Origin of the sequence: Tardiphaga sp. 709, from assembly GCF_032401055.1 — a bacterium.
Classification (GTDB): Bacteria; Pseudomonadota; Alphaproteobacteria; order Rhizobiales; family Xanthobacteraceae; genus Tardiphaga.
On record NZ_CP135529.1, the window covers coordinates 2,763,012 to 2,784,594 of the forward strand.

General features: G+C 61.7%; 19 protein-coding genes. 10 read left to right on the plus strand and 9 right to left on the minus strand.

The window, feature by feature from the left end; genetic code table 11:
- Positions 1-93: 93 nt before the first annotated feature.
- The 5 genes from RSO67_RS13630 to RSO67_RS13650 all read left to right on the plus strand — a co-directional run bounded on the left by RSO67_RS13630 (position 94) and on the right by RSO67_RS13650 (position 6,030).
- Complete coding sequence (locus tag RSO67_RS13630) at positions 94-1,785, plus strand: thiamine pyrophosphate-dependent enzyme (protein WP_315843885.1); 1,692 nt, start codon at positions 94-96, stop codon at positions 1,783-1,785.
- Positions 1,786-1,983: 198 nt separating this feature from the next.
- Complete coding sequence (locus RSO67_RS13635; protein WP_089265846.1) at positions 1,984-2,766, plus strand: ABC transporter ATP-binding protein; 783 nt, start codon at positions 1,984-1,986, stop codon at positions 2,764-2,766.
- Positions 2,763-3,620, plus strand: a complete 858-nt coding sequence (locus RSO67_RS13640; protein WP_315843886.1) for an ABC transporter permease — start codon at positions 2,763-2,765, stop codon at positions 3,618-3,620. Before RSO67_RS13635 ends, RSO67_RS13640 begins: the two co-directional genes overlap by 4 nt.
- Before the next feature lie 32 nt (positions 3,621-3,652).
- Positions 3,653-4,621, plus strand: a complete 969-nt coding sequence (locus RSO67_RS13645; RefSeq protein WP_315843887.1) for an ABC transporter substrate-binding protein — start codon at positions 3,653-3,655, stop codon at positions 4,619-4,621.
- A gap of 71 nt (positions 4,622-4,692) precedes the next feature.
- Positions 4,693-6,030 carry an amidase gene (locus RSO67_RS13650; protein ID WP_315843888.1) on the plus strand — a complete coding sequence of 446 codons (1,338 nt, stop codon included), beginning with the start codon at positions 4,693-4,695 and terminating at the stop codon, positions 6,028-6,030.
- 45 nt (positions 6,031-6,075) lie between these two features.
- On the opposite strand, the gene RSO67_RS13655 is transcribed toward RSO67_RS13650, so the two are convergent.
- Positions 6,076-6,588 (minus strand): cupin domain-containing protein, encoded by a 513-nt coding sequence (locus tag RSO67_RS13655; protein WP_315843889.1) that lies wholly within the window; start codon positions 6,586-6,588, stop codon positions 6,076-6,078.
- Between the two features lie 165 nt (positions 6,589-6,753).
- On the opposite strand from RSO67_RS13655, the gene RSO67_RS13660 reads away from it, so the two are divergent.
- From RSO67_RS13660 to RSO67_RS13670, 3 genes are all read left to right on the plus strand, one after another.
- Positions 6,754-6,969, plus strand: a complete 216-nt coding sequence (locus RSO67_RS13660) for a CsbD family protein (protein ID WP_315843890.1) — start codon at positions 6,754-6,756, stop codon at positions 6,967-6,969.
- Positions 6,970-7,205: 236 nt separating this feature from the next.
- Positions 7,206-8,003: a rhodanese-related sulfurtransferase gene (locus tag RSO67_RS13665; protein ID WP_315843891.1), complete on the plus strand. Its 798-nt coding sequence runs from the start codon at positions 7,206-7,208 to the stop codon at positions 8,001-8,003.
- Complete coding sequence (locus tag RSO67_RS13670; RefSeq protein WP_068728893.1) at positions 7,996-8,223, plus strand: SlyX family protein; 228 nt, start codon at positions 7,996-7,998, stop codon at positions 8,221-8,223. Before RSO67_RS13665 ends, RSO67_RS13670 begins: the two co-directional genes overlap by 8 nt.
- Positions 8,224-8,383: 160 nt before the next feature.
- On the opposite strand, the gene RSO67_RS13675 is transcribed toward RSO67_RS13670, so the two are convergent.
- Positions 8,384-9,922 (minus strand): class I adenylate-forming enzyme family protein, encoded by a 1,539-nt coding sequence (locus RSO67_RS13675; protein ID WP_315843892.1) that lies wholly within the window; start codon positions 9,920-9,922, stop codon positions 8,384-8,386.
- A 69-nt stretch (positions 9,923-9,991) separates the two neighbouring features.
- Positions 9,992-10,597: a nuclear transport factor 2 family protein gene (locus tag RSO67_RS13680; RefSeq protein WP_315843893.1), complete on the minus strand. Its 606-nt coding sequence runs from the start codon at positions 10,595-10,597 to the stop codon at positions 9,992-9,994.
- 83 nt (positions 10,598-10,680) lie between these two features.
- Here RSO67_RS13680 and RSO67_RS13685 point away from each other — a divergent pair, with 83 nt between their 5' ends.
- Positions 10,681-12,780, plus strand: a complete 2,100-nt coding sequence (locus RSO67_RS13685; RefSeq protein ID WP_315843894.1) for a S9 family peptidase — start codon at positions 10,681-10,683, stop codon at positions 12,778-12,780.
- A 127-nt stretch (positions 12,781-12,907) separates the two neighbouring features.
- On the opposite strand, the gene hemC is transcribed toward RSO67_RS13685, so the two are convergent.
- The 5 genes from hemC to RSO67_RS13710 all read right to left on the minus strand — a co-directional run bounded on the left by hemC (position 12,908) and on the right by RSO67_RS13710 (position 17,571).
- Positions 12,908-13,891: a hydroxymethylbilane synthase gene (hemC, locus tag RSO67_RS13690; protein ID WP_315843895.1), complete on the minus strand. Its 984-nt coding sequence runs from the start codon at positions 13,889-13,891 to the stop codon at positions 12,908-12,910.
- Between the two features lie 110 nt (positions 13,892-14,001).
- Positions 14,002-15,489 carry a monocarboxylate uptake permease MctP gene (gene mctP / locus RSO67_RS13695; protein ID WP_315843896.1) on the minus strand — a complete coding sequence of 496 codons (1,488 nt, stop codon included), beginning with the start codon at positions 15,487-15,489 and terminating at the stop codon, positions 14,002-14,004.
- Positions 15,479-15,664 carry a DUF3311 domain-containing protein gene (locus RSO67_RS13700; protein WP_092145849.1) on the minus strand — a complete coding sequence of 62 codons (186 nt, stop codon included), beginning with the start codon at positions 15,662-15,664 and terminating at the stop codon, positions 15,479-15,481. The genes mctP and RSO67_RS13700 overlap by 11 nt, the downstream gene beginning before the upstream one ends.
- Positions 15,665-15,884: 220 nt before the next feature.
- Positions 15,885-16,997, minus strand: a complete 1,113-nt coding sequence (locus RSO67_RS13705) for an NADH:flavin oxidoreductase/NADH oxidase (RefSeq protein ID WP_315843897.1) — start codon at positions 16,995-16,997, stop codon at positions 15,885-15,887.
- A gap of 259 nt (positions 16,998-17,256) precedes the next feature.
- Positions 17,257-17,571, minus strand: coding sequence for a hypothetical protein (locus tag RSO67_RS13710; RefSeq protein ID WP_089265834.1), 315 nt, complete (start codon positions 17,569-17,571; stop codon positions 17,257-17,259).
- Between the two features lie 388 nt (positions 17,572-17,959).
- Between RSO67_RS13710 and RSO67_RS13715 the strand changes: the two genes are divergently transcribed.
- The gene (locus RSO67_RS13715; protein WP_315843898.1) at positions 17,960-19,762 is read left to right on the plus strand and encodes a carbamoyltransferase; all 1,803 of its coding nucleotides are present in this window, start codon (positions 17,960-17,962) and stop codon (positions 19,760-19,762) included.
- Between the two features lie 65 nt (positions 19,763-19,827).
- Here RSO67_RS13715 and RSO67_RS13720 read toward each other — a convergent pair whose 3' ends face one another.
- Positions 19,828-21,519, minus strand: coding sequence for a methyl-accepting chemotaxis protein (locus RSO67_RS13720; protein ID WP_315843899.1), 1,692 nt, complete (start codon positions 21,517-21,519; stop codon positions 19,828-19,830).
- Positions 21,520-21,583: the final 64 nt, after the last annotated feature.

Consider the following 21,583-nt stretch of genomic DNA (forward strand, 5'->3'; position numbering starts at 1 on the left):
GCGACCATTCGGTTCCAATCACAGTTGGACCGAAAGCATCGCTGCATCAGCCCGCCTCCCGGCGGAGAGCCAATTCTAGAAATCGGAGCTCCCATGTCGAAAACTGTCGCGGATGAGATTGTCCATGTGCTTGAGACGATTGGCGTACAGCAGATTTTCGGCCTGATCGCCGACTCGCTTAATCCTTTGGCGGACTCGGTCCGGCGCAGTAAGATCGAATGGGTCGGCGTCCGTCATGAGGAAGGCGCGGCACTCGCTGCCGCGGGCCAGGCCAAGCTCACCGGCAAGCTCGGCGTTTGCGCCGGCTCCACCGGGCCCGGCAGCACGCATCTCGTCGCCGGCCTCTATGAAGCGGCGCGCGATCACGCCCCGGTGCTGGCACTCTCGGGCGAAATGGCGCGGGCAGCAAAAGGCGTCGACTTCTTCCAGACCACCGAACCGGACCTGCTGTTTCGCGACGTCGCGCTCTACACCCAGACCATCACCACCGCGGCGCAGGCGCCCGGTGTGATCCATCAGGCGATCTCCACCGCCTATGCCGGCCCTGGCGTCGCGCATCTGACGCTGCCTGTCGACGTGCTGTCGTCGAAAGCCGAAGGGGCGACGGCGAGCCTTGCCACGCTGGTGCCGCGCGGCGAGATTCTGCCGAATGATGCCGCCATACAGGAAGCCGCCCGCCGCATCGACGAAGCCGGCAGCGTTGTCATCATGTGCGGCCATGGCGCCATCGGCACCGCCGAATTGCTACGAGCCTTGAGCGACAAGCTGAAAGCACCGCTCATGCATTCGGTGCGCGGCAAGGAAATCATGGCATTCGACGATCCACGCTGGATGGGCGGTCTCGGCATGATCGGCACCAAGGCCGTCTACAATGCCGTGCATGATTGCGACCTTCTGGTGATGGTCGGCACCGACTATCCCTATTCGAACTTTCTGCCACGCAAGGGCAATGTCATCCAGATCGATGTGCGCGCCGAAGCGCTCGGACGGCGCACGCCGACGAGCCTTGGTGTGATCGGCTCGGCACGCCCCGCTCTGAAGATGCTGCTCGACAAAGTGCAGACCAAGACCGACGGCAAGTTCTTCGAGACAACCAGCCATGCCCGCAAGAAGTGGGACGAGATGCTCGACAAGCAGGCCGACCCGGCCCGCAGCAAGAACAAGATCCACCCGCAGGCCGTCGCACGCATCGCCAGCGACCTCGCACGTCCCGATGCAATCTTCGTGTTCGACACCGGTCTGAACACGCTGTGGTCGGCCAACTGGATCCGCCAGAACGGCACCCAGCGCATCATCGGCTCGTTCAACAATGCCGCGGTCGGCACGTCCGTCGGCCAGGGCAACGGCGTGCAGATCCTCGATCGCAGCAAGCAGGTCATCGTGCTGACCGGCGATGGCGGCTTCAACATGCTGATGGGCGAGTTCATGACGGCCGTGCAGCACAAACTGCCCATCAAGGTGATCGTCTACAACAATTCGGCCCTGGGCCTGATCACGCTGGAAGCAGAAAGCATCGGCTTGGCGCCGTTCCGCGAGGCCATCGAATTTCCCAATCCGGATTTCGCCGCGCTGGCGCGCGCCTGCGGCGCGCAGGGCTTCACGGCCAAGCAGCCGGGTGACCTCGAAAAGGCCATCGCCGATGCACTGGCCTGCGACGGGCCGGCAATTGTCGATTGCGTGGTCGCCGCTGACGAGATCCCGAACCTGCCGCATATCGACGCCGCCATGGTTGGCAACTACGCGCTGGCGAAGATCAGGGAAGCGGTGATGGCCGTCACGGGCTGAGGCACAAAGTGTTCGGTAAAAATACACTTCCGCGGCTCTGCTCAATTTCTCGCCGAGAATAATCCAGCCTGCCCAAAGCCGGGGCAAAACACTTCAAGCCTCAAGCTATCCGCAGAAAACCTGCGCGATTGCTTGAGGCTTTTTCGCGCTCAAGGTGGCACGCAGCTTGCGTATGTGCGGTACCCAGGAAACCGCATCATGCCGCCGAAACAAGTTCAGCTCACCGTCCAGAACATCAGCAAGTCGTTTGCCGGCAAGGGCGGCGACGTCAATGTGCTCGACGACCTCTCCTTCACCATCAACGAGCGCGATTTCGTCAGCATTATTGGCCCCAGCGGCTGCGGCAAGACGACCATCTTCAACATCATCGCCGGCCTGCTGGAGCCCGATGGCGGCACTATCACCTATCGCGGCAAGGAAATCGAAAGCCTGCGCGGCCGCGTCGGTTACATGATGCAGAAAGACCTGCTGTTTCCGTGGCGCACGGTGATGGGCAATGTGTTGCTCGGGCTGGAGACGCGCGGCGTCGACCAGAAGGAGGCCGAGGAGAAGGCGCGCGAATATCTCAAGCAGTTCGGTCTCGCCGGCTTCGAGAATGCCTATCCCAAGACCCTGTCCGGCGGCATGCGCCAGCGCGTGGCGCTGATCCGTACGCTGATCATGGATCCTGACATCCTGCTGCTCGACGAGCCGTTCTCGGCGCTTGATTACCAGACACGGCTCTATCTCGAAGGCGTGCTGAAGGACGCCGTCCAGAAATTCAACAAGACCGTTATCCTCGTGACCCACGATATCGACGAAGCCGTGGCGCTGTCGAAGCGCGTCGTCGTGCTGTCCGGCCGCCCGGCACGGGTGAAGGTCGTGCATGAGATCGACATCGAGGCAACCTCACCCATCACCGCGCGCAACGACGTGAAATTCTCGACTTACTTCAAGACGCTTTGCGCCGAACTCGATATCCAGACGGAGACAACGTCATGAGCCTCGTGATGTCCGGCACATCCGCGCGCAAGAAGACCGCACCACGCAAGTCCCGCAAAAAGCGATCGACCTTCGACACCACGCTCGGCCGCGCCGTGTTGCAATTGCTCGCCGTCGCAGTGTTCTTCGCGCTATGGGAGCTCGGCGTCCATGCCGGCTATATCTCGGCATTTTTGATGGGGTCGCCATCTGGCATCTTCGCCACGTTCTACAAGCTGGTCCTGAGCGGCGAACTGCTGTCGGATTCCTGGTACACGCTGTTCGAGGCTATTTTGGGCTTCATCATCGGCACCATCTTCGGGTCGCTGTTCGGTCTGGCGCTGTGGTATTCGGTGTTCGTCGCGAAGCTGGTCGAGCCCTTCATCGTTGCCATCAATTCCGTGCCGAAGATCGCGCTCGCGCCCATCGTGGTGCTGTGGTTCGGCACCGGCCTGATATCGAAGGTCGCACTCGCCGTTTCACTCACTGCACTGGTAGCGCTGATCGCCGCTTATCAGGCGGCCAAGGATGCCGACGTCGATCTGCAGTCGCTGATGATCTCCATGGGCGCCGACAAGCATCAGGTGTTCTGGAAGGCCGTGGTGCCATCCACACTGCCGTCGATCATCGCCACCTTCCGCATCAATATCGGTTTCGGCCTGGTCGGCGCCGTTGTCGGCGAGTTCATCTCGTCGCAGCGCGGCCTCGGCCACATGATCTTCCTGGCCTCCAGCCTGTACGACCTCAACTCAGTCTGGGTCGGGCTGTTCACGCTGATGATTCTCGGCTTCGTGCTCTATTACGTCATCGACATCATCGAGCGCACCTCGCTGCCGTGGAAGCAGGCGACCATCTCACATCAGGTCCAAGTTTAATCCCTCTCTTTCCACCATAACGGAGACGTTCTATGTCGTTGTTGAAGCGTATCACCGGCGCGGTCGCGCTGGCTGGAGTCCTGCTCGCCACGCCAGCGATGGCGCAGAACAAGAAGGTGGTGTTGTCGCAGGCCTTCCAGTCGATGCTGTATTTGCCGCTCTATGTCGCCATCAATGAGGGCTTCTTCACCGCGCAGGGCCTCGACCTCACTAAGGAAACCGCAGGCTCGCCCACGGTCGCACTCTCGGCGGTGATCTCCGGCAGCGCACAGTTCTCGATCCATGGCCCGGAATGGACTGCCATTGCGGCCTCCAAGGGCGCGCCGGTCGGCATCATCGCCAATGTCGTCAACGGCGCCGCGGTGTGGATCGCCACCGCGCCGGATTTCAATTTCACCGACGTCAAGAGCCTGAAGGGCCAGAAAGTGGTCGTCGGCACCATGCCAACCACCAGCACGTCGCTGTTCCTGAAGCTGCTGAAGGAGAACGGCATGGACGGCAAGACCGATGTGGAGATGATCCCCGTCGCAATCGGCAGCGAACCGGGTCCGTTCCTCGCCAAGCAGGCTGACGTCGCCGTGATGTATGAACCTGGCCTGGATCAGGTCGTCGCCAAGGGCATGAAGGTGGTCTACGGCTTCCCGAAGAGCTACGGCGCCTACGCATTTTCGTCGGTGACCGCACGCAACGACGTCAATCCGGATCTGGCGCAGCGCGTCACCAACGGCATGGAAATGGCGATGCGCTTCATGAAGAAAGATCCTGCCAAGACCGTGGCCATTGCGCAGAAGGAATTTCCAACGCTGGATCCGGCCGTGATCGAATCCGCCGTCAAGCGCATGTTGGCCGACGGCGTCTATCCCGACAGCGTCGATATTTCTGCGCCCTCGCTGAAAATCTCCATGGACACCCAGATCGCGCTCGGCAATCTCGCGGCCCAGCCCGACTATGACAAGTTTGTCGTGAAGAAATATATCGAGCCCGCATTGGCGATGAAGTAATATAGAAGGTGCGCAGCCTCGCGGCTGCGCACCTCTCTTGATCCCAGAAGAAACGTTCAGGACGACACGACATGACGAATGCAACCGCGCGCACTGCAACATCTGGCGCGGGGGTTCTGGACCTGCTGCGGCTGTTCAAGGGCAACACATCTGCGGCGGACCATTACGCATCGGAGCGGCTCGCACAGGCCAAGGCTGCCGAGCCCATACTGAAGGCCTTTGAGGTCCTCCCCACCGACACCGTGCGCAAGCCGGGGCCGCTCTCCGGCATTCCCGTCGCCGTCAAGGACATCATCGCCACCACCGACATGCCGACTACCAACGGCTCTGCCGTGTATGCCGATCACGTGCCATCGGCCGATGCATGGGTCGTCGAACGGTTGCGCAATCTCGGCGCCACCATTTTCGGCAAGACGGTCTCCACCGAATTCGCCTGGCGGCATCCCGGCCCAACCACCAATCCATGGAACTGCAAGCACACGCCGGGCGGCTCGTCTTCCGGCTCGGCGGCGTCCGTGGCCGCCGGCATCGTACCGCTGGCGCTGGGAACGCAGACGCTGGGCTCCATCATCCGTCCCGCCGCCTTCAACGGCGTCGTCGGCTTCAAGCCGAGCTTCGGCGCTATCCCCCGCACCGGCGCGCATCATCTCAGCCAGTCGCTCGACCACATCGGCTTCTTCGCGCGCAAGGTCGACGACGTGGCCTATGCGCTGTCACTCATTGCCGGCACCAGCAACAGCGATCCGCATGGCGCGCCGGTGCCGGCCTTTGAAATCTCCGTTGAGCGCGGCGTGCCACCGCTGCCGTCGCCGCGTCTTGCGGTGGTGCGCTTTGCCAAATTCGCCAAGGCGGAGAGCGAACAGCAACAGCTGTTCGAGGCCTCTGTCGCGCGACTTCGCAGCGCCGGCGCGTCGATCGAGGAACTTGAACTGCCCGAACTGGATCGCAGCAACTGGGACGCGATCAATACGATTCTCGCGGCCGAAGGCGCGGTGATCTTCGGCGAACTCGTCGCGCGCTATCCCGACAAGACCAGCGATCACCTGAAGAATCTGGTGGAAACCGGCAGCGCCGTCAGCGCCACTGCCTATCTCAAAGCCAAGGCGTTGCAGACGAAGCTGCGCGCGGACTTCACGGCGCAGATGGCGAACTACGACGCTGTGCTGACACTGCCGGCCTATGGCGAAGCACCGGAAGGGCTGAGCTACACTGGCGACGCCGAATATTGCGCGCCATGGACCCTGATCGGCGTGCCCGCGCTGTCGCTGCCCGCCGGATTCGGCAAGAACCATCTGCCGCTCGGCCTGCAGGTGGTCGGCCCCTATCTGAACGACTTGCGCACACTGCGTGTTGCGAAGTGGATCGAGAGCGCGCTGGCGTTCTCGCCGGGATTGCCCGAGATCAAATAGCAGAAGGCCCTCGCCCAATCTCGGGCGAGGGCCTCAGCTCGATGTTTACTTCTTCACCGCGCCATCAGGATGTGTGGGATCGACCCACAGCACCGTCTCCGGCTTCTCCACCGGTTCGATATCGATATTGATAGCGACCGCTTCGCCGTCGCTGCGCACCAGCACGCATTCGAGCACTTCGTCAGCGCTGGCGTTGATCTCCTGATGAGGCACGTAAGGCGGCACGAAGATGAAATCGCCAGGACCGGCCTCCGCGGTAAATTGCAGGCGATCGCCCCACCGCATCCGAGCCTTGCCCTTCACCACATAGATGACGCTTTCGAGATGGCCGTGATGATGCGCACCGGTCTTGGCATCCGGCTGGATCGACACGGTGCCAGCCCAAAGTTTCTGCGCACCCACGCGCGCGAAATTGATGGCCGCCGCGCGGTCCATGCCTTTGGTCGATGGCACGTTGGTATCGAGGTTGTCGGCGGGAATGACGCGAATGCCGTCGTGCTTCCAGCGATCTGGATCATGATCGTGCGGATGAGTGTGATCGTGGCCGTGACCGGACATTTCAATGCCTTCTTGGGTTCCGAAGAAATGCTGCCACCGCATGCGGCATCACGCCCCCGGGAGTGAGGAACATTCAATTGAGCTGGCAATTATCCCTGCGAAGCTCAAGCAGCGCATATCGAGAATGGTCTCGGAACTGCGTCTGCAACATGACAGGAGTATCCCATGGGTGCCACCGCAGACAAGATCAAGGGAACCGCGAACGAAGCCATCGGCAAGGCCAAGCAGGGCATCGGTGAAGCGACCGGCTCCGACCGCCTGCAGGGCGAAGGTCTGATCCAGGAAGGCAAGGGCCACGCGCAGAAGGCCGTCGGCGATGCCAAGCAGGCCGCCAAGGACGCCGCCGACAAGGCGTCGGACTTAGCACACCGCAAACTTTAACCAATTCCAACCGGCGGAGTTTTGACTCCTCCGTCGGTCGCAGGTGACGCTGCAAAAGAAGCCGGTCCCAAGAGGGGCCGGTTTTTGCTGTCAGTCGGCTCGTTACGCCAACAGGCCCGGTAATGACATAGGTCAATACCTGCGCAGGCGAGCATCCGGCCGCAAGCCCTGAGGGCACGATATTTCGGCGAGTTCCCGGACTTCCCCCTGGCTGGTCCGGCTGGTAAACCCCCGCCATGTTCAAGGTCGCCGCCCTCTATCAATTCGCCGCGCTGCCGGATTTCCGGCAATTGCGCGAGCCGCTGCGCGCATTCTGCGTCAATCTCGGCATCAAAGGCTCGATCCTGCTCGCCGAGGAAGGCATCAACGGAACCGTGGCAGGCACCGACGCTGCCATCGACACGCTGGTGCGCGAACTTGAAACCGGCGTGATGTTCAGCGACCGGCTGAACCATCTCGAGTTGAAATTTTCCCGCGCCAGCCTGATGCCGTTCCTGCACATGAAGGTGCGGCTGAAGAAGGAGATCGTCACCCTCGGCGATCCCCGGACCGATCCGACCAAGACCGTCGGCACCTATGTGGATGCCGCCGACTGGAACGAGCTGATCGCCGACGAGAACACACTGGTGCTCGACACGCGCAACGCTTTCGAAGTGGCGATGGGCACGTTCGAGGGCGCGGTCGATCCGGAGATCGCAAGCTTCGGCCAGTTCAAGGATTTCGTCGCACGCACGCTCGATCCCGAGAAGCACAAGAAGATCGCAATGTTCTGCACCGGCGGCATCCGCTGCGAGAAGGCGAGTTCGTATCTGTTGTCGCGCGGCTTCGCCGACGTCTATCACCTCAAGGGTGGCATCCTGAAATATCTCGAGGAGATCCCTGAGGCCGCGAGCCGCTGGCGCGGCGAATGCTTCGTGTTCGACCAGCGCGTCGCGCTCGGTCATGGCCTCGTCGAAAGCCGGTCGATCAAGCCTGACTTGCCGATCAATTCGGAAGATTTTGCGATGCTGCGGGAGCGCGCATCCGATGAGTGAGACCGCAAAAGACCTGACAGGCTTGCGCGAACGTATCGACGCACTCGAAACCCGCGTCGCCTATCAGGACGACACGATCGAGACGCTGAATGCGACGATCACCGCCCAGTGGAAACAGATCGACATGCTGACGCGGCAGGTCGCCACGCTCGGCGAGCGGCTGCAGGAAGCCGAAAGCAACAGCGGTGCGCCGCGGAATGAACCTCCGCCGCATTATTGAGGGCATTCTTCCTTCTCCCCTTGTGGGAGAAGGTGGCTTCGCGCAGCGAAGCCGGATGAGGAGTACAGCGGGCTCGGAGCTTGCGGTACCCCTCACCCGTCTCGACCGCTCCGCGGTCGATCCACCCTCTCCCACAAGGGGAGAGGGGAACACAAGCAGCCTAAGCCGACAAATCCGCCGCCAATTTCCGGTCTCGCAACTCGCGCTTCAGCACCTTGCCGATGGCGCTACGCGGCAACACATCGACCAGCACGACATCATTAAGTCGCTGGAACTTGCCGACACGCTCATTCGTCCAGGCCTTCAGCCCCGGCGCATCGACTGAGGCACCCGCTTTCATCACCACGAAGGCAACCGGTGTCTCACCCCACTCTTCCGACGGCATGGCCACGACAGCGGCTTCAAGCACGTCGTCGTGTTTCGTCAGCACCGCTTCCAGATCGCTCGGATAGATGTTGAAACCGCCGGAAATGATCATGTCCTTCTTGCGGTCCATCAGCTGCAGAAAGCCGTCTTCATCAAAGCGCCCGACATCGCCGGTCCGGACATAGCGCTTTCCGGAAGCGTCGTGCCAGAACGTCTCCGCGGTCTTGCCGGGTTGATTGAGATAGCCCTGCATGATGACGGGCGAATGCCCAACCACTTCGCCGATTTCGCCCTGAGCTACGAAATTGCCATCCTCGTCGATCAGGCGAATGTCGTGATCCGGCGCCGGCTGGCCGACCGTGTGCAGCTTGGTCGGGTGTTCATGCGCAAGCAACACGCAGGTGCCGCCACCCTCGGTCATCCCGTAATATTCGGTCAGCCCGCCCGGCCAGCGTTTCAACACATCGGCCTTCAGCGCGCCGCCGAATGGCGCCGAGGTCGAGAACTTCATCACGAAAGACCTGAGATCGAAACTGTCGAAATCCTCAACGGCCATAATGCGACGATACTGCACCGGCACCAGCATCGCGTGGGTCGCACGATGCTTTGCGCTCAGTTCAAGAAATCCTCGCGCATCGAACTTCTTCATCAGCACCAGCGTGCCACCGCCGGCGAGGGTCGGATTGAAACAGACCAGCGTGGTGTTGGAATAAAGCGGCGTCGACAGCACGGTGATGGCGTCCGGCCCGTAGCCGAGCGGATCGAGCTGACCATATTGCCGCCAGCGCATCCAGCAGGTGTGGATGATGCCTTTCGGCGTACCGGTCGTTCCCGAGGAATAGATAATGTTGAAGACCCATTCCGGATCGATTGCCACCGGCGTGGGCTTCACGCCTTCCGGCGCCAGCCATTGCGCAAACGGTTTCCCGGCCTTGCCGCCATCGAGCGCAATGCGCTGGACCGAGGGATCGATCGCAGCATCCGCAAAGGAGGCCGCCGTCGCATCATCCATGAACAGGATTTTTGCCGCTGCATCCTTCACCATTGCGGCGAAATCCGTCGGCGTCGATGACGGCGCCAGCGGCGCCACCGCCACGCCGACGCGCAGCGCACCGAGAAACACGGCGGCATATTCGATCGACGACAGCGCGCAGATCGAAATCGCATCGCGCGGCTTGAGACCGCTGGCCTGCAATGACGCGGCGATACGGTCGATCAGTGCGTCGAAGGCGGCGTAGTCGATCTGGCGATCGGCATCGATCACGGCGATCTTGTCAGGCTTCGACACGGCCGTGTTATGGACCAAAGCATCGAGGGTGATGAAGTCGGGCATGCGTTTCCTCTTTTTGTTCTTACTTGATTATCTTTGCTTGACCTCCCCTCTTCAGGGGAGGTCAGAGAGCTACCGGTCCAGCTCTTCGCCGTTCAGCCACTTCTTGCCGCTGGCATAAAGCGCCTCCACCGCATCGCCGCGCAACCCCGGCATATCGGGCTTGATCTGATAGCCGATCTGGCTCTGCAGATAAGCAAGATGGCGATAGCCTTCCGGGAAGCTGGCGAGCAGATCCGCGTCAAGCTTCAGCGGCGCGCCGGGCACCACGGGATCCATGCGATCCTTCTCGTAGATCGGCTGGCGCAGGACCATGCCCCATTTTCCGTCGCGCTTTTCGAGGAAATCATAGAACCGCCCGGTCAGCATTACGTCGACATTGACGCCGTGCACCAGCGCGCGCTGGGCGATGGTCATCTTGGTCTGCGAAATTGCGCGGGTGCCTGCGAGATCGATCGACTGCGCGCCGAGGAAATGCATGATCGAGACGCCCTTGGCCCAGCCGGCCTTGCTCATGGCGATGAATTCGTCCGCGGTGCCCTGGGTCCAGGTCGCCACCATGCGGCCATCGTCGAACCAGACGGTACGGAAGCGGTCCCAATCGCCAGCATCGCGCCAGACTACCCAGTTTTCAATGAGATCGCGGATGGCAAGGCGGTCGATAATCTCTATATCCATGGAATATCCAATATGCGGGGCGGGCGCCGATACGCGCGTGTAACGCAATCATATCCGATCAGGCTTCCGCGAAAAGAGCGTTCATGACAAAGCAGACATCCTCCATGCCCGCGCCGGTTGCGCCGCGTCATCCGCATTCCTTCACGACCCACGGCATCACCGTGTCAGATGATTACGCCTGGTTGAAAGACGCCAAATGGCAGGAGGTGCTGCGCGACCCGAGCGTGCTGGAGCCGGAGATCCGCACCTATCTCGAGGCCGAGAACGCCTATACCGAGAGCCTGCTTGGCGGAACGGCGGCGCTGCAAACCAAGCTGGTTGCGGAAATGCGCGGTCGCATCAAGGAAGACGATTCCAGCGTGCCGTCGCCGGACGGTCCCTATGCTTACTTGCGGAAATTCCGCGAGGGCGGCCAGCACGAATTGTTCGGCCGCATGCCGCGGGACGGCGGCGAGGCCACCATCATTCTCGACGGCGACAAGCTCGCCGCCGATCACAAATATTTCAAATTTGGCGGCGCCCGCCACTCGCCCGATCACGCGCTGGAAGCCTGGAGCGCCGACGTCAAGGGTTCGGAATATTTCACCATTCGTGTGCGTGACTGGGCCACCGGCAACGATCTCGACGACGTGGTCGAGGAGACCGATGGCGGCGTGGTGTGGACGCTCGACTGCAAGGCCTTCTTCTATGTGAAGCTCGACGACAACCATCGCCCGATGCAGGTCTGGCTACACAGGCTCGGCAGCAAGCAGGCCGACGACAGGTTGATCTTCGAGGAGCAGGATTCCGGCTGGTTCACCCATATCCATGAAAGCGCCAGCGGCCGCTTCTGCGTCATCGCCGGCGGCGATCATGAGACCTCCGAACAGCAGTTGATCGACCTCGCCACGCCAGACGCGCCGCCTCGCCTGGTGGCAAGGCGTGAAAACGGTGTGCAGTATTCGCTGGCCGATCGCGGCGATGAATTGTTCATCCTGACCAATGCCGACCGCGCCATCGACTTCAAGATCGTCACCGCGCCGCTGGCCGCGCCTGAGCGCGCCAACTGGACCGACCTGATCCCCTATCGCGAGGGTATCTATGTCATCGACATGGACCTCACGGCCGGTCACCTCGTCCGTCTGGAACGCGCCAACGCGCTGCCCTCGATCATCATCTGCGATCTCACCAACAGGGAAGAACACGCCATCGCCTTCGACGAAGCCGCCTATTCGCTCGACACCATGGGCGGCTACGAATTCGACACGACCACGCTTCGCTTCGCCTATTCCTCGATGACGACGCCGTCGGAAGTCTATGATTACGACATGGCGACGCGCGAGCGGACCTTGCGCAAGCGTCAGGAGATCCCGTCCGGCCACAACCCCGCCGACTATGTCACCACGCGCATCATGGCCAAGGCCCATGACGGCGCCGAAGTGCCGGTGTCGATCCTGCATCGCAAAGATCTCAAACAGGACGGCAAGGCGCCGCTGCTGCTCTATGGCTACGGCTCCTATGGGATGGCGATGCCTGCGTCGTTCTCTGCGAACCGGCTGTCACTGGTCGATCGCGGCTTCGTCTATGCCATCGCGCATATCCGCGGCGGCGCCGACAAGGGCTGGGGCTGGTATCTCGACGGCAAGCGCGACAAGAAGACCAACTCATTCGACGACTTTGCCGCGAGTGCCCGGGCGCTGATCGCCGCGAAATATACCTCGGAGAAAAACATCGTCGGCCACGGTGGCAGCGCCGGCGGCATGTTGATGGGCGCGGTCGCCAACCGCTCTGGGGAATTGTTCTCGGGCATCGTTGCCGAAGTGCCATTCGTCGATGTGCTCAACACCATGCTCGACGACACGCTGCCGTTGACGCCGCCCGAATGGCCGGAATGGGGCAATCCGATTGAAAGCGCCGCGGATTTCAAGACCATCCTGTCCTATTCGCCTTACGATCAGGTCGCCGCCAGGAACTATCCGAAGATCCTCGCGATGGGCGGCCTCACCGATCCGCGTGTCACCTATTGGGAGCCGGCGAAATGGATCGCACGGCTGCGCGCGACGATGACGGGTGGAGGCCCGGTGCTGTTACGCACCAACATGGGTGCCGGCCATGGCGGCGCGTCCGGACGATTCAACCGACTGGATGAAATCGCGATCGTCTATGCGTTCGCACTATGGTCGGTGGGGATGGCGGAGGGGTAGTTGCCACACACTCCGTCATGACCGGGCCTGACGCGGCCATCCAACTTCACTGTCGTACATCCAAAGATGGATGCCCGGGTCAAGCCCGGGCATGACGTGGAGAGGGCAAAGTGTCGTATCGAATGGTCTAGTGCTCCGGCCGATTGGCCTCGATCAGCGCGCCGGCGCCCTTGTCGAGCAGCTCCAGCCCGACAGCGCGCCCCAGCTCGCGCGGCCGATCTGCCGGCCCGACGCGCGTCACTTCGATGAACTGCCCGCCGGCTTCATCCAGCACCGATGCGGTCAGCGACATCTCGTGTCCTGAGATCACCGAATAACCGGCGATCGGCGAATTGCAGTGGCCGTTCAGCACCCAAAGCACCTCGCGCTCGGCATCGCAGGACAGATGCGCGGCGGGGTCGTCGATCAGCGAGAGATAACGCCGCGAGACCCAGTCATGCGCCGCGCATTCGACAGCGACGATGCCCTGCCCCACGGCCGGCAGCATCTCGTGCGGCGTGAAATCACGGGCAATGCGATTGGCCAGTCCAACGCGCTCCAGCCCCGAGCGCGCCATGATCAGCGCATCGGCGGGGCCGACCTCGCCGCCATCAGGCAGCCGCTGCATCTCACCATTGTCGAGTTTGCGCACGCGCGTATCGGCGGCCCCGCGAAAGTGGATCACCTCAATCTCGGGAAACAGCCGGCGGATATAGGCGGCACGGCGTACCGCATTGGTGCCGATCTTGAAGCCCTTGCCATGGGTGCGCTTGAGATCGTCGAGGCTGACGCCTTCGCGCAGTACCAGTGCATCGGTCGGCGGATCGCGCACCAGCGTGGCGGCGATCACGAGACCCGGCGTGTCCTCGTTGCCCGGCATATCCTTCAGCGAATGCATCGCCGCATGCAGCGTGCCCTTGAGCACGGCCGCGCGAATTTCGCCGACAAAGGCGCCGCCCTTGCCGCCATGCTTCAGGAGATTGCTGGTCTGGTCACGGTCGCCGACCGGCTCGAATTTCACGATCTCGACGGCCAGTTCCGGCGCGACCACCGCCAACCGGCGCGCGATCTCTTCGGTCTGGGCCAGCGCCATTGTGCTTTTGCGCGTGCCGATGCGCATCGATTCAGTCACTCAGGCAAGCTCCATCCGGCGGTCCCGCACAGGGATGGCGGGCATTGGCGCGGACAATAAAGCCAGCGCGCGCCGGAAACAATGCGCGCGCGGGCTTTACAAGGAGGCCGTTAAGTGCCCGCCGCCTCGGCCGTTACCACCGGCTTCGGCACCACGAGATTGACCAGCATTGCGACCACAATATTCGCGACGAGGGCAATCAGGCCGACATAGACCGTCGCCTGGAAGCTACCGATCGACAGCATGTGCAGCGGCTTGAGGCCGTCCGTCCAGGCCAGATATGTGCCGCCGAACAGGCCGACCACCCATCCGGTCAGCAATGCCGGCGCGGTGAACCAGCGGGTGAACAGGCCGAAGATCAGAGCCGGCAGCGTCTGCAGAATCCACAGGCCTCCGAGAAGCTGAAGATCGAGCGCGAACTGCGTGGGCAGATAGATGATCACCAGCAGCGCACCGACCTTGACCACCAGCGACGCGATCTTTGCCACCGCGGCTTCGCCCGCTGAATCGACCTGCGGATTGACATAGGCCTTCCAGAAATTGCGGGTGAAGAGATTGGCAGCACCAATGCTCATCACGGCCGCAGGGACCAGCGCGCCGATGGCGATCGCCGCAAAGGCGAAGCCAGCGAACCAGCTCGGAAACAGCGTCTGGAACAGCGCCGGCACCACGTCATTATTGCTGGCAAGCTTCAACTTGGCCGCGTGGCCCATATAGCCGAGCAGCGCCAACAGGCCGAGCATCAGCGTATAGGCCGGCAACAGCACCGCATTCTTGCGGATGGTCGTGGCGCTCTTGCTGGCAAAAATGCCCGTGAGCGTATGCGGATACATGAAGGCCGCGAGCGCCGAACCGAGCGCCAGGGTGGCATAGGCTACATATTGACCGGGTTGCAGCAAGATGCTCCCCGAGCCCTTGGCCTTGAATGCCTGATCGGCGGCGTCGAACACTGCGGCATAGCCGCCGAGCTTGCCGGGGATCACCGACACTGCCGCGATGACGGCGATATAGATCATGATATCCTTGACGAAAGCGATCAGCGCTGGGGCACGCAGGCCCGACGAGTAGGTGTAGAGCGCCAGCACGACAAAGGCCGCGATCAGCGGCAGTTCGCCTTCGAAACCAAGCGCCTTCACAGCCGTGGCCATACCGATCAGCTGCAGCGCGATATAGGGCATCGTGGCGACGACACCGGTGATGGCGACCGCTGCTTCCAGCATGCGCGAACCATAGCGGCCATGCACAACGTCGGCGGCAGTGACATAGCCGTTGTCCTTGGCGACCTGCCACAGCCTTGGCATCACCATGAACACGATGGGATAGACCAGGATCGTGTAAGGCAGCGCGAAGAAACCATAAGCACCGACCGAATAGACCAGTGCCGGCACGGCGATCACAGTATAGGCGGTATAGAAATCGCCGCCGACCAGAAACCAGGTGATCCAGGTGCCGAACTGGCGGCCACCGAGGCCCCATTCGTCGAGGCTGGCCAGCGTTTTCGGGCGGCGCCAACGCGAGGCGACGAAGCCCATCACGGTGACGAGCGCGAAGAAAAACAGAAAGACCGCAACGGCGGGAATATCGAGCTCAGTCTTCATTGGGGTAGGTCCGGTAAGCGAGCCAGGTCAGAAAGGCGGTCATCGGCACCCAGGCGAGCTGGTACCAGTAGAAGAACGGAAAGCCGAACAGCACCGGATCATGAAAGTTGTAGAACGGGACCCAGAGCAGGCCGACGAAGGGGATCAGCAGAAGCCATAGGAAATGGCGGGCCATGGCGGGGCTCCTCTCGATAGGCGGGCAGCGCCGGATGCCACGATTATTTTACGGCGCAGAATTTCGCGCTGTGTAGGTGCGACATTCTGTCATGTAAACACGATGCTGCCGCAGGGCTGCCATTCGCGGAGTGGACGCGCAGCAACGACAAACACCCACACATCGCACCGGCCTTGCGGGACAATGTGTGGGTGTTGAAAGTGAGGCGTCTTGAAGTGGTTTAGCGGCCGCCGAACGTCGTATCGCCGAACAGCGCCTTTTGGGTCGATGGCTGCGAGCGCCAGTATTGCGGCGGCGCCTGCACCTGGCCGCCGAGCTGCGCCGCCGCGTGCCACGGCCAGCGCGGGTCGTAGAGAATGCCACGTGCGATGGCGACCAGATCGGCCTTGCCGGAGGCCACGATATCTTCAGCCTGCTGCGCGTCGGTGATCAACCCTACCGCAATTGTCGGCAGTCCCGTCGCCGCTTTCACGGCTTCGGCGAACGGCACCTGATAACCCGGCCCGAGCGCGATCTTCTGCTGCGGCGAGACACCGCCGGACGAAACATCCATCCAATCGACGCCGCGCTTCTTCAACTCATTGGCGAACACGATGGTCTGCGCGACATCCCAGCCGCCCTCGACCCAGTCCGAGGCCGATACGCGGACGCCCACAGGCTTGTGCGCGGGAAAAGCCGCGCGTACCGCGTCGAACACTTCGATTGGAAACCGGATCCGGTTCTCCAGGGAGCCGCCATAATTGTCGGTGCGCTGGTTGGAGATCGGCGACAGGAATTCGTGCAGCAGATAGCCGTGCGCCGCGTGGATCTCAAGCGCATCGATACCAAGCCGTTCAGCCCGCTTCGCGGTCGCGACAAAGGCGTCGCGGATGCGCACGAGGCCCGCGGCATCGATCTCCTGCGGCGGCAATTCGCCGGACTTCTGCGGAATGGCGGACGGCGCCTGGGCGACCCAGCCGCCTTTGTCGAGCGGGACCTGCTGGCCGCCATCCCATGGGGCGTGACTCGACGCCTTTCGGCCTGCATGGGCGATCTGCATGCCAACGGCAATGTTCGAATGTTTGCGTATCGCCGCCAGCACAGGCTTCAACGCGGCTTCGGTCGCGTCATTATAGAGGCCGAGATCGCCGGGTGTGATGCGGCCGATGGCTTCCACGGCGGTCGCTTCGATCACCAGCATCGCGGCGCCCGACAGGGCCATATTGCCGAGATGGATCATGTGCCAGTCGGTGGCGCGGCCATCTTCGGCAGAATACTGGCACATCGGCGCAATGACGATGCGGTTCGGCAGCGTGAGGTCGCGCAGCTTGAAGGGAGAGAACAGGGCGCTCATGAAGGTTCCAGGGTGGGAGGACCGAATTGCCATGCGCGGGCGCGCAAGCTTGCCATGCCGACATTGGAATTTGGATGAGAAAACACAAGATGGCATGCCAAAAGCGACCTCAGCATTGTGCAAGGAGGGTAGCTTTCGACAAATCATTCCCGAAGGAGAGCCCGTTTCTTGGAGAAAGGCGAGCCTAGAAAGCAAAAGGCGCCCCGGTTACCCGGCGCGCCTCTCCATCTCGTTCATTCGGCGCCGTCGCGCCGATGACTTAGTACGGGCAGACCACTCGGCCCCAGCGACGGCTGAAATAGCAGCCCGGCGCCACGAAGCGCGGTCCACCGTAGAAGCCATAGCCGCGACCATAGCCACGACCGCCGCCACGGTAGAACCCGCCGCCACGTCCACGGCCCCAACCGCCGCCGCCACGACCACGACCACCGCCACGGGCCTCGGCCGAGGTGCTGCTCGTGGTGAGCAACACCGTGGACGCGCCGATCAGACCAACACAGTAGACAGACACAAGCGCCATCGCTGCCAGGCAGCGGGTCACGATATTGTGGCGCGTCGTTTTGGTTTGAGCCATTCTTGGGATCTCCATTCTGCGGAAGCACGGCTTTAGAATGCTTCCGGCCTCGAATCGTTCAGTGAGCAATTCTTGATTCACACAGGTGCTGAAACCAGAATAGTAATATGGCCATCACAAGGCGTGCACGTACGAACGGCTTTACAATAGGGTCAAGCTCGAACGTCGGTCAAGTTGCCGGCAACGCTGTCACTACGAACGAATGCGCACCTTCACGCGTCACCTCGCTTTTGACCTCCTGCGTTCATCTTCCCTTCATATTGCCTCGCACTATGCTGATCGCTACGCCTCGCAACTGCGAATATGCGGTCAGTCCCACCCACCGCGTCTGCGTTAGCAGCTCGATCCCATCATTCGTCCCTTCCCGCGAATTGCCAGAAGCTGATTCATGCCCAAACCCAGCTACATCCTCGGTCTCAACACCTACGATCACGACGTCAGCGCCTGCCTGCTGCGCAACGGCGCGCTGGCCTATGCGATTGAAAAGGAGCGGATTACCCGCGAGAAACACGCGACGGGGTTCTACAAGGAAGTGATCGACTACGTCCTCGACGCCGAAGGCATCACGCTGGACGACGTCGAGCTGGTTGTGAGCAATTGCTACATCCTGCCGGTTCCGGAGATGGAAGACCGCCTGATCTATCAGGACATGCCGGGCTTCCTGCCCGAATATGAACGGCAGGACGCCAACGTCCATCCGTTGTTTCGGGCGCGCACCGGCAAGGTCAAAACGATCTCGCATCATCTGGCGCACGCCTATAGCGCGTTTGCCGTCTGCCCCTTCGAAGAGGGGGCGATCATGATCGTCGACGGCGTCGGCAGCTATCGCTCCGACGTCATCGAGGCTTATCCCGGCGACGAGCCGGGCTCGAAGCTCGCCCGGGAATCGGAGAGCTATTACACGTTCAAGGGCACGCAGCTCGACTGCCTGAAGAAAGTCTGGATGGAGCCGGATCGCGGCTTTCTCAGCGACGAATTCTACAACATGCCGGGTCTTGGGGCGCTCTACAGCCGGGCCTCAACCTATGTGTTCGGCGACTGGAACAAATGCGGCGAGCTGATGGGGCTGGCCCCCTACGGCCGCCGCGACCAGGTCAAGCCGCTGATGGATATTACCGACAATGTCCTCAGCGTGCCGCGCTGGACCCCCGAATACAACCAGCCCTATATCGCCGACAGCGATGGCAAGTGGGACACCCATCCGTCGATGCGGCATTGGGAGGATATCGCCTGGCGCGTGCAGGACGACACCGAGAAGGTGCTGCTCGCCCGCGCGCGCTGGCTGCGCGAGACGACCGGCGCGAAGAACCTCTGCATTGCCGGCGGCGTCGCGCTGAACTGCGTTGCCAATGGCCGCATCGCCCGCGAAGCCGGCTTCGAGAATGTCTGGATCCAGCCCGCCGCCGGCGACAACGGCATCGCCATCGGCTGCGCCTATTACGGCCTGCTCGAAGTGCAGAAGCAGCCGCGCTCTTATGTGATGACGCATTCCTACACGGGAAAGACATACGCCGATCGGGACATCACGGCGGCGACCCAGCGCACACTCGTCAAGGCGCAGACCAGCGCGGTGCGCAGCGACAATATCTGCCGCGATACGGCCAGGCTGCTCGCCGACCAGAAAGTGATCGGCTGGTTTCAGGGCCGCTCGGAATACGGCCCGCGTGCGCTCGGCAATCGCAGCATCATCGCCGATCCACGCCGGCCGGAGATGAAGGACATCCTCAATTCACGCGTGAAACACCGTCAGCCGTTCCGGCCATTCGCACCGATTGTGCTCGCTGAGCGCGCCAGAGAGATTTTCGAAGGCGATCAGGATTCGCCGTTTATGCTGATCGCCGCCCCGGTGCGCCCCGAATGGCGCGAGAAGATTCCGGCCATCGTGCATATCGATGGAACGGCGCGCATCCAGACCGTCACGGAGGATACCAATCCGGTGCTCTATCGGTTGCTGAAGGAATTCGATGCGCTCACCGGCGTGCCGGTGTTGCTCAATACGTCGTTCAACGTGAAGGGCGAACCGATCGTCGAGACCCCGCGCGATGCCATGGCGTGTTTCATCAATACCGGCATCGATCATCTGATCCTCCACGATACGCTGGTGTCCAAGACATCGGCGCATCGTTTCGTCGCCCCGCTGGTGCGCACCTATATGGACATCGCGGGGCTGGTCATGTCGAATGTGAAGTAGGGGAACGCTTTCTTTCTTCGCCCTCCCCAAAGTGCCGCGAAGCGGCGCGCAGTGGAGAGGAAAGACTACGCCGCCCGCACCGCGTTCAGGAACTTGCTGACTTCGTCCTTCAATCGCGTGCTGTCCGAGGACAGCGATTGCGCCGCAGCGAGAACCTGAGTCGAGGCAGATCCGGTCTCTGTCGCACCACGCTGCACATCAACGATGTTCGACGAGACCTGCATCGTGCCCTGCGCCGCCTGTTGAACGTTGCGGGAAATCTCCTGCGTCGCGGCACCCTGCTCTTCCACCGCGGAAGCAATGGTCGAAGCAATCTCGGACATGCGGCCGATAGTGTCGCCGATCTCCTTGATGGCGCCGACCGATTCTTGCGTTGCCGCCTGGATACCGGAAATCTGCATCGATATCTCCCCGGTCGCCTTGGCAGTCTGCTCAGCGAGTGCCTTCACTTCAGAGGCCACGACCGCGAAACCGCGACCGGCTTCGCCGGCACGCGCCGCTTCAATGGTCGCATTCAGCGCCAGCAGATTTGTCTGGCCTGCGATATTGTTGATCAGCTCGACCACATCGCCGATGCGTGCTGCAGCGCTGACGAGTTCGCCGACGCGATCGTTGGTCTTGCGCGCCTGATCCACCGCCTGTCCTGCGATTGCGGCCGATTCTTGCACCTGACGGCTGATCTCGTTGACCGACGACGCCATTTCCTCGGTGGCCGATGCCACCGACTGCACATTGGTCGAAGCTTCTTCCGAGGCAGCGGCGACGGTCGTCGTCAGTTCCTGCGAACGTTCGGCGGTCGCAGTCAGCGTGCCGGCAGAAGCCTCAAGTTCAGTCGATGCCGACGACACCGTCTCGACGATCTCGCCGATCATGGTTTCAAACTGGCGGGTGATATTATCGACGCGGCGGCCGCGTTCGATTTTGGCTTCTGCGTCGGCTGCCGCAGCTTCATCCACCGCGCGCTTGTCGATCAGCGCCTGCTTGAACACCTGCAGGGCGTCGCCCATGGTTCCGATCTCGGTCTTCATGCCCTGATGGGGCACCATCGCCGAGAGATCGCCGGCGCCGAGGGCTTGCATCGGCTTGACGATCGACGCGATGCCGCCAGAGACGTCCTTTACCAGATAGATGCCGATACCGATGCCAAGAATCGCCGATGTGCCGAGCATGATGGCGAGCAGCATGAAGGCTGTATTGTAATTGTCTTCGGCGCTCTTGCCGGCCGCATCCGCGCCGATCTTGTTCAGCGCAATATCCTTGTCGAGCAGATCATCCGCCTTCTTACCGATGGGCAGCACCTTGCTCTCGTTCAGATCCTGCGGTTCGTTGGGAATTTTTCCGACGCTGGCGCGCGAAAGTGCCAGAACTTCCTGGACGCCAGTCATGTAAAGGCCCCACTGCTGCGCCCATTGCGTATATAGGGCGCGCTCCTCGGGCGATGAAATCAGCGTCTCATAGATCGCGCGGATCTTCATGTTGTCCGCATCAGTATTGATCAGTCGTTTCTCGGCCGATGCCTTCGCTTCCGGCGTTGCCGCCAGCATATGGAGACGCACGATATTCCGATAGACGTTCACACCGGCGCGAAGCTCGCCCAGCGAGCGGACGCTCGGCAACCAGCTTTTCTGGATTTCCGACGCTTCGCCGTAGATGGCACGCATCTTGGTGACAGCCAGAGCACCCATGCCACCCATGGCTATCAACAAGAAGGAAATGACAATGGTGATCTTCGCGCGAATGGAAAGGTTGGCGAGCATGAGTCCGTGTTCCCTCGGTATTCTACCGTTGGTCAGCAATGGCAGAGCTTCAATTTATGATCGC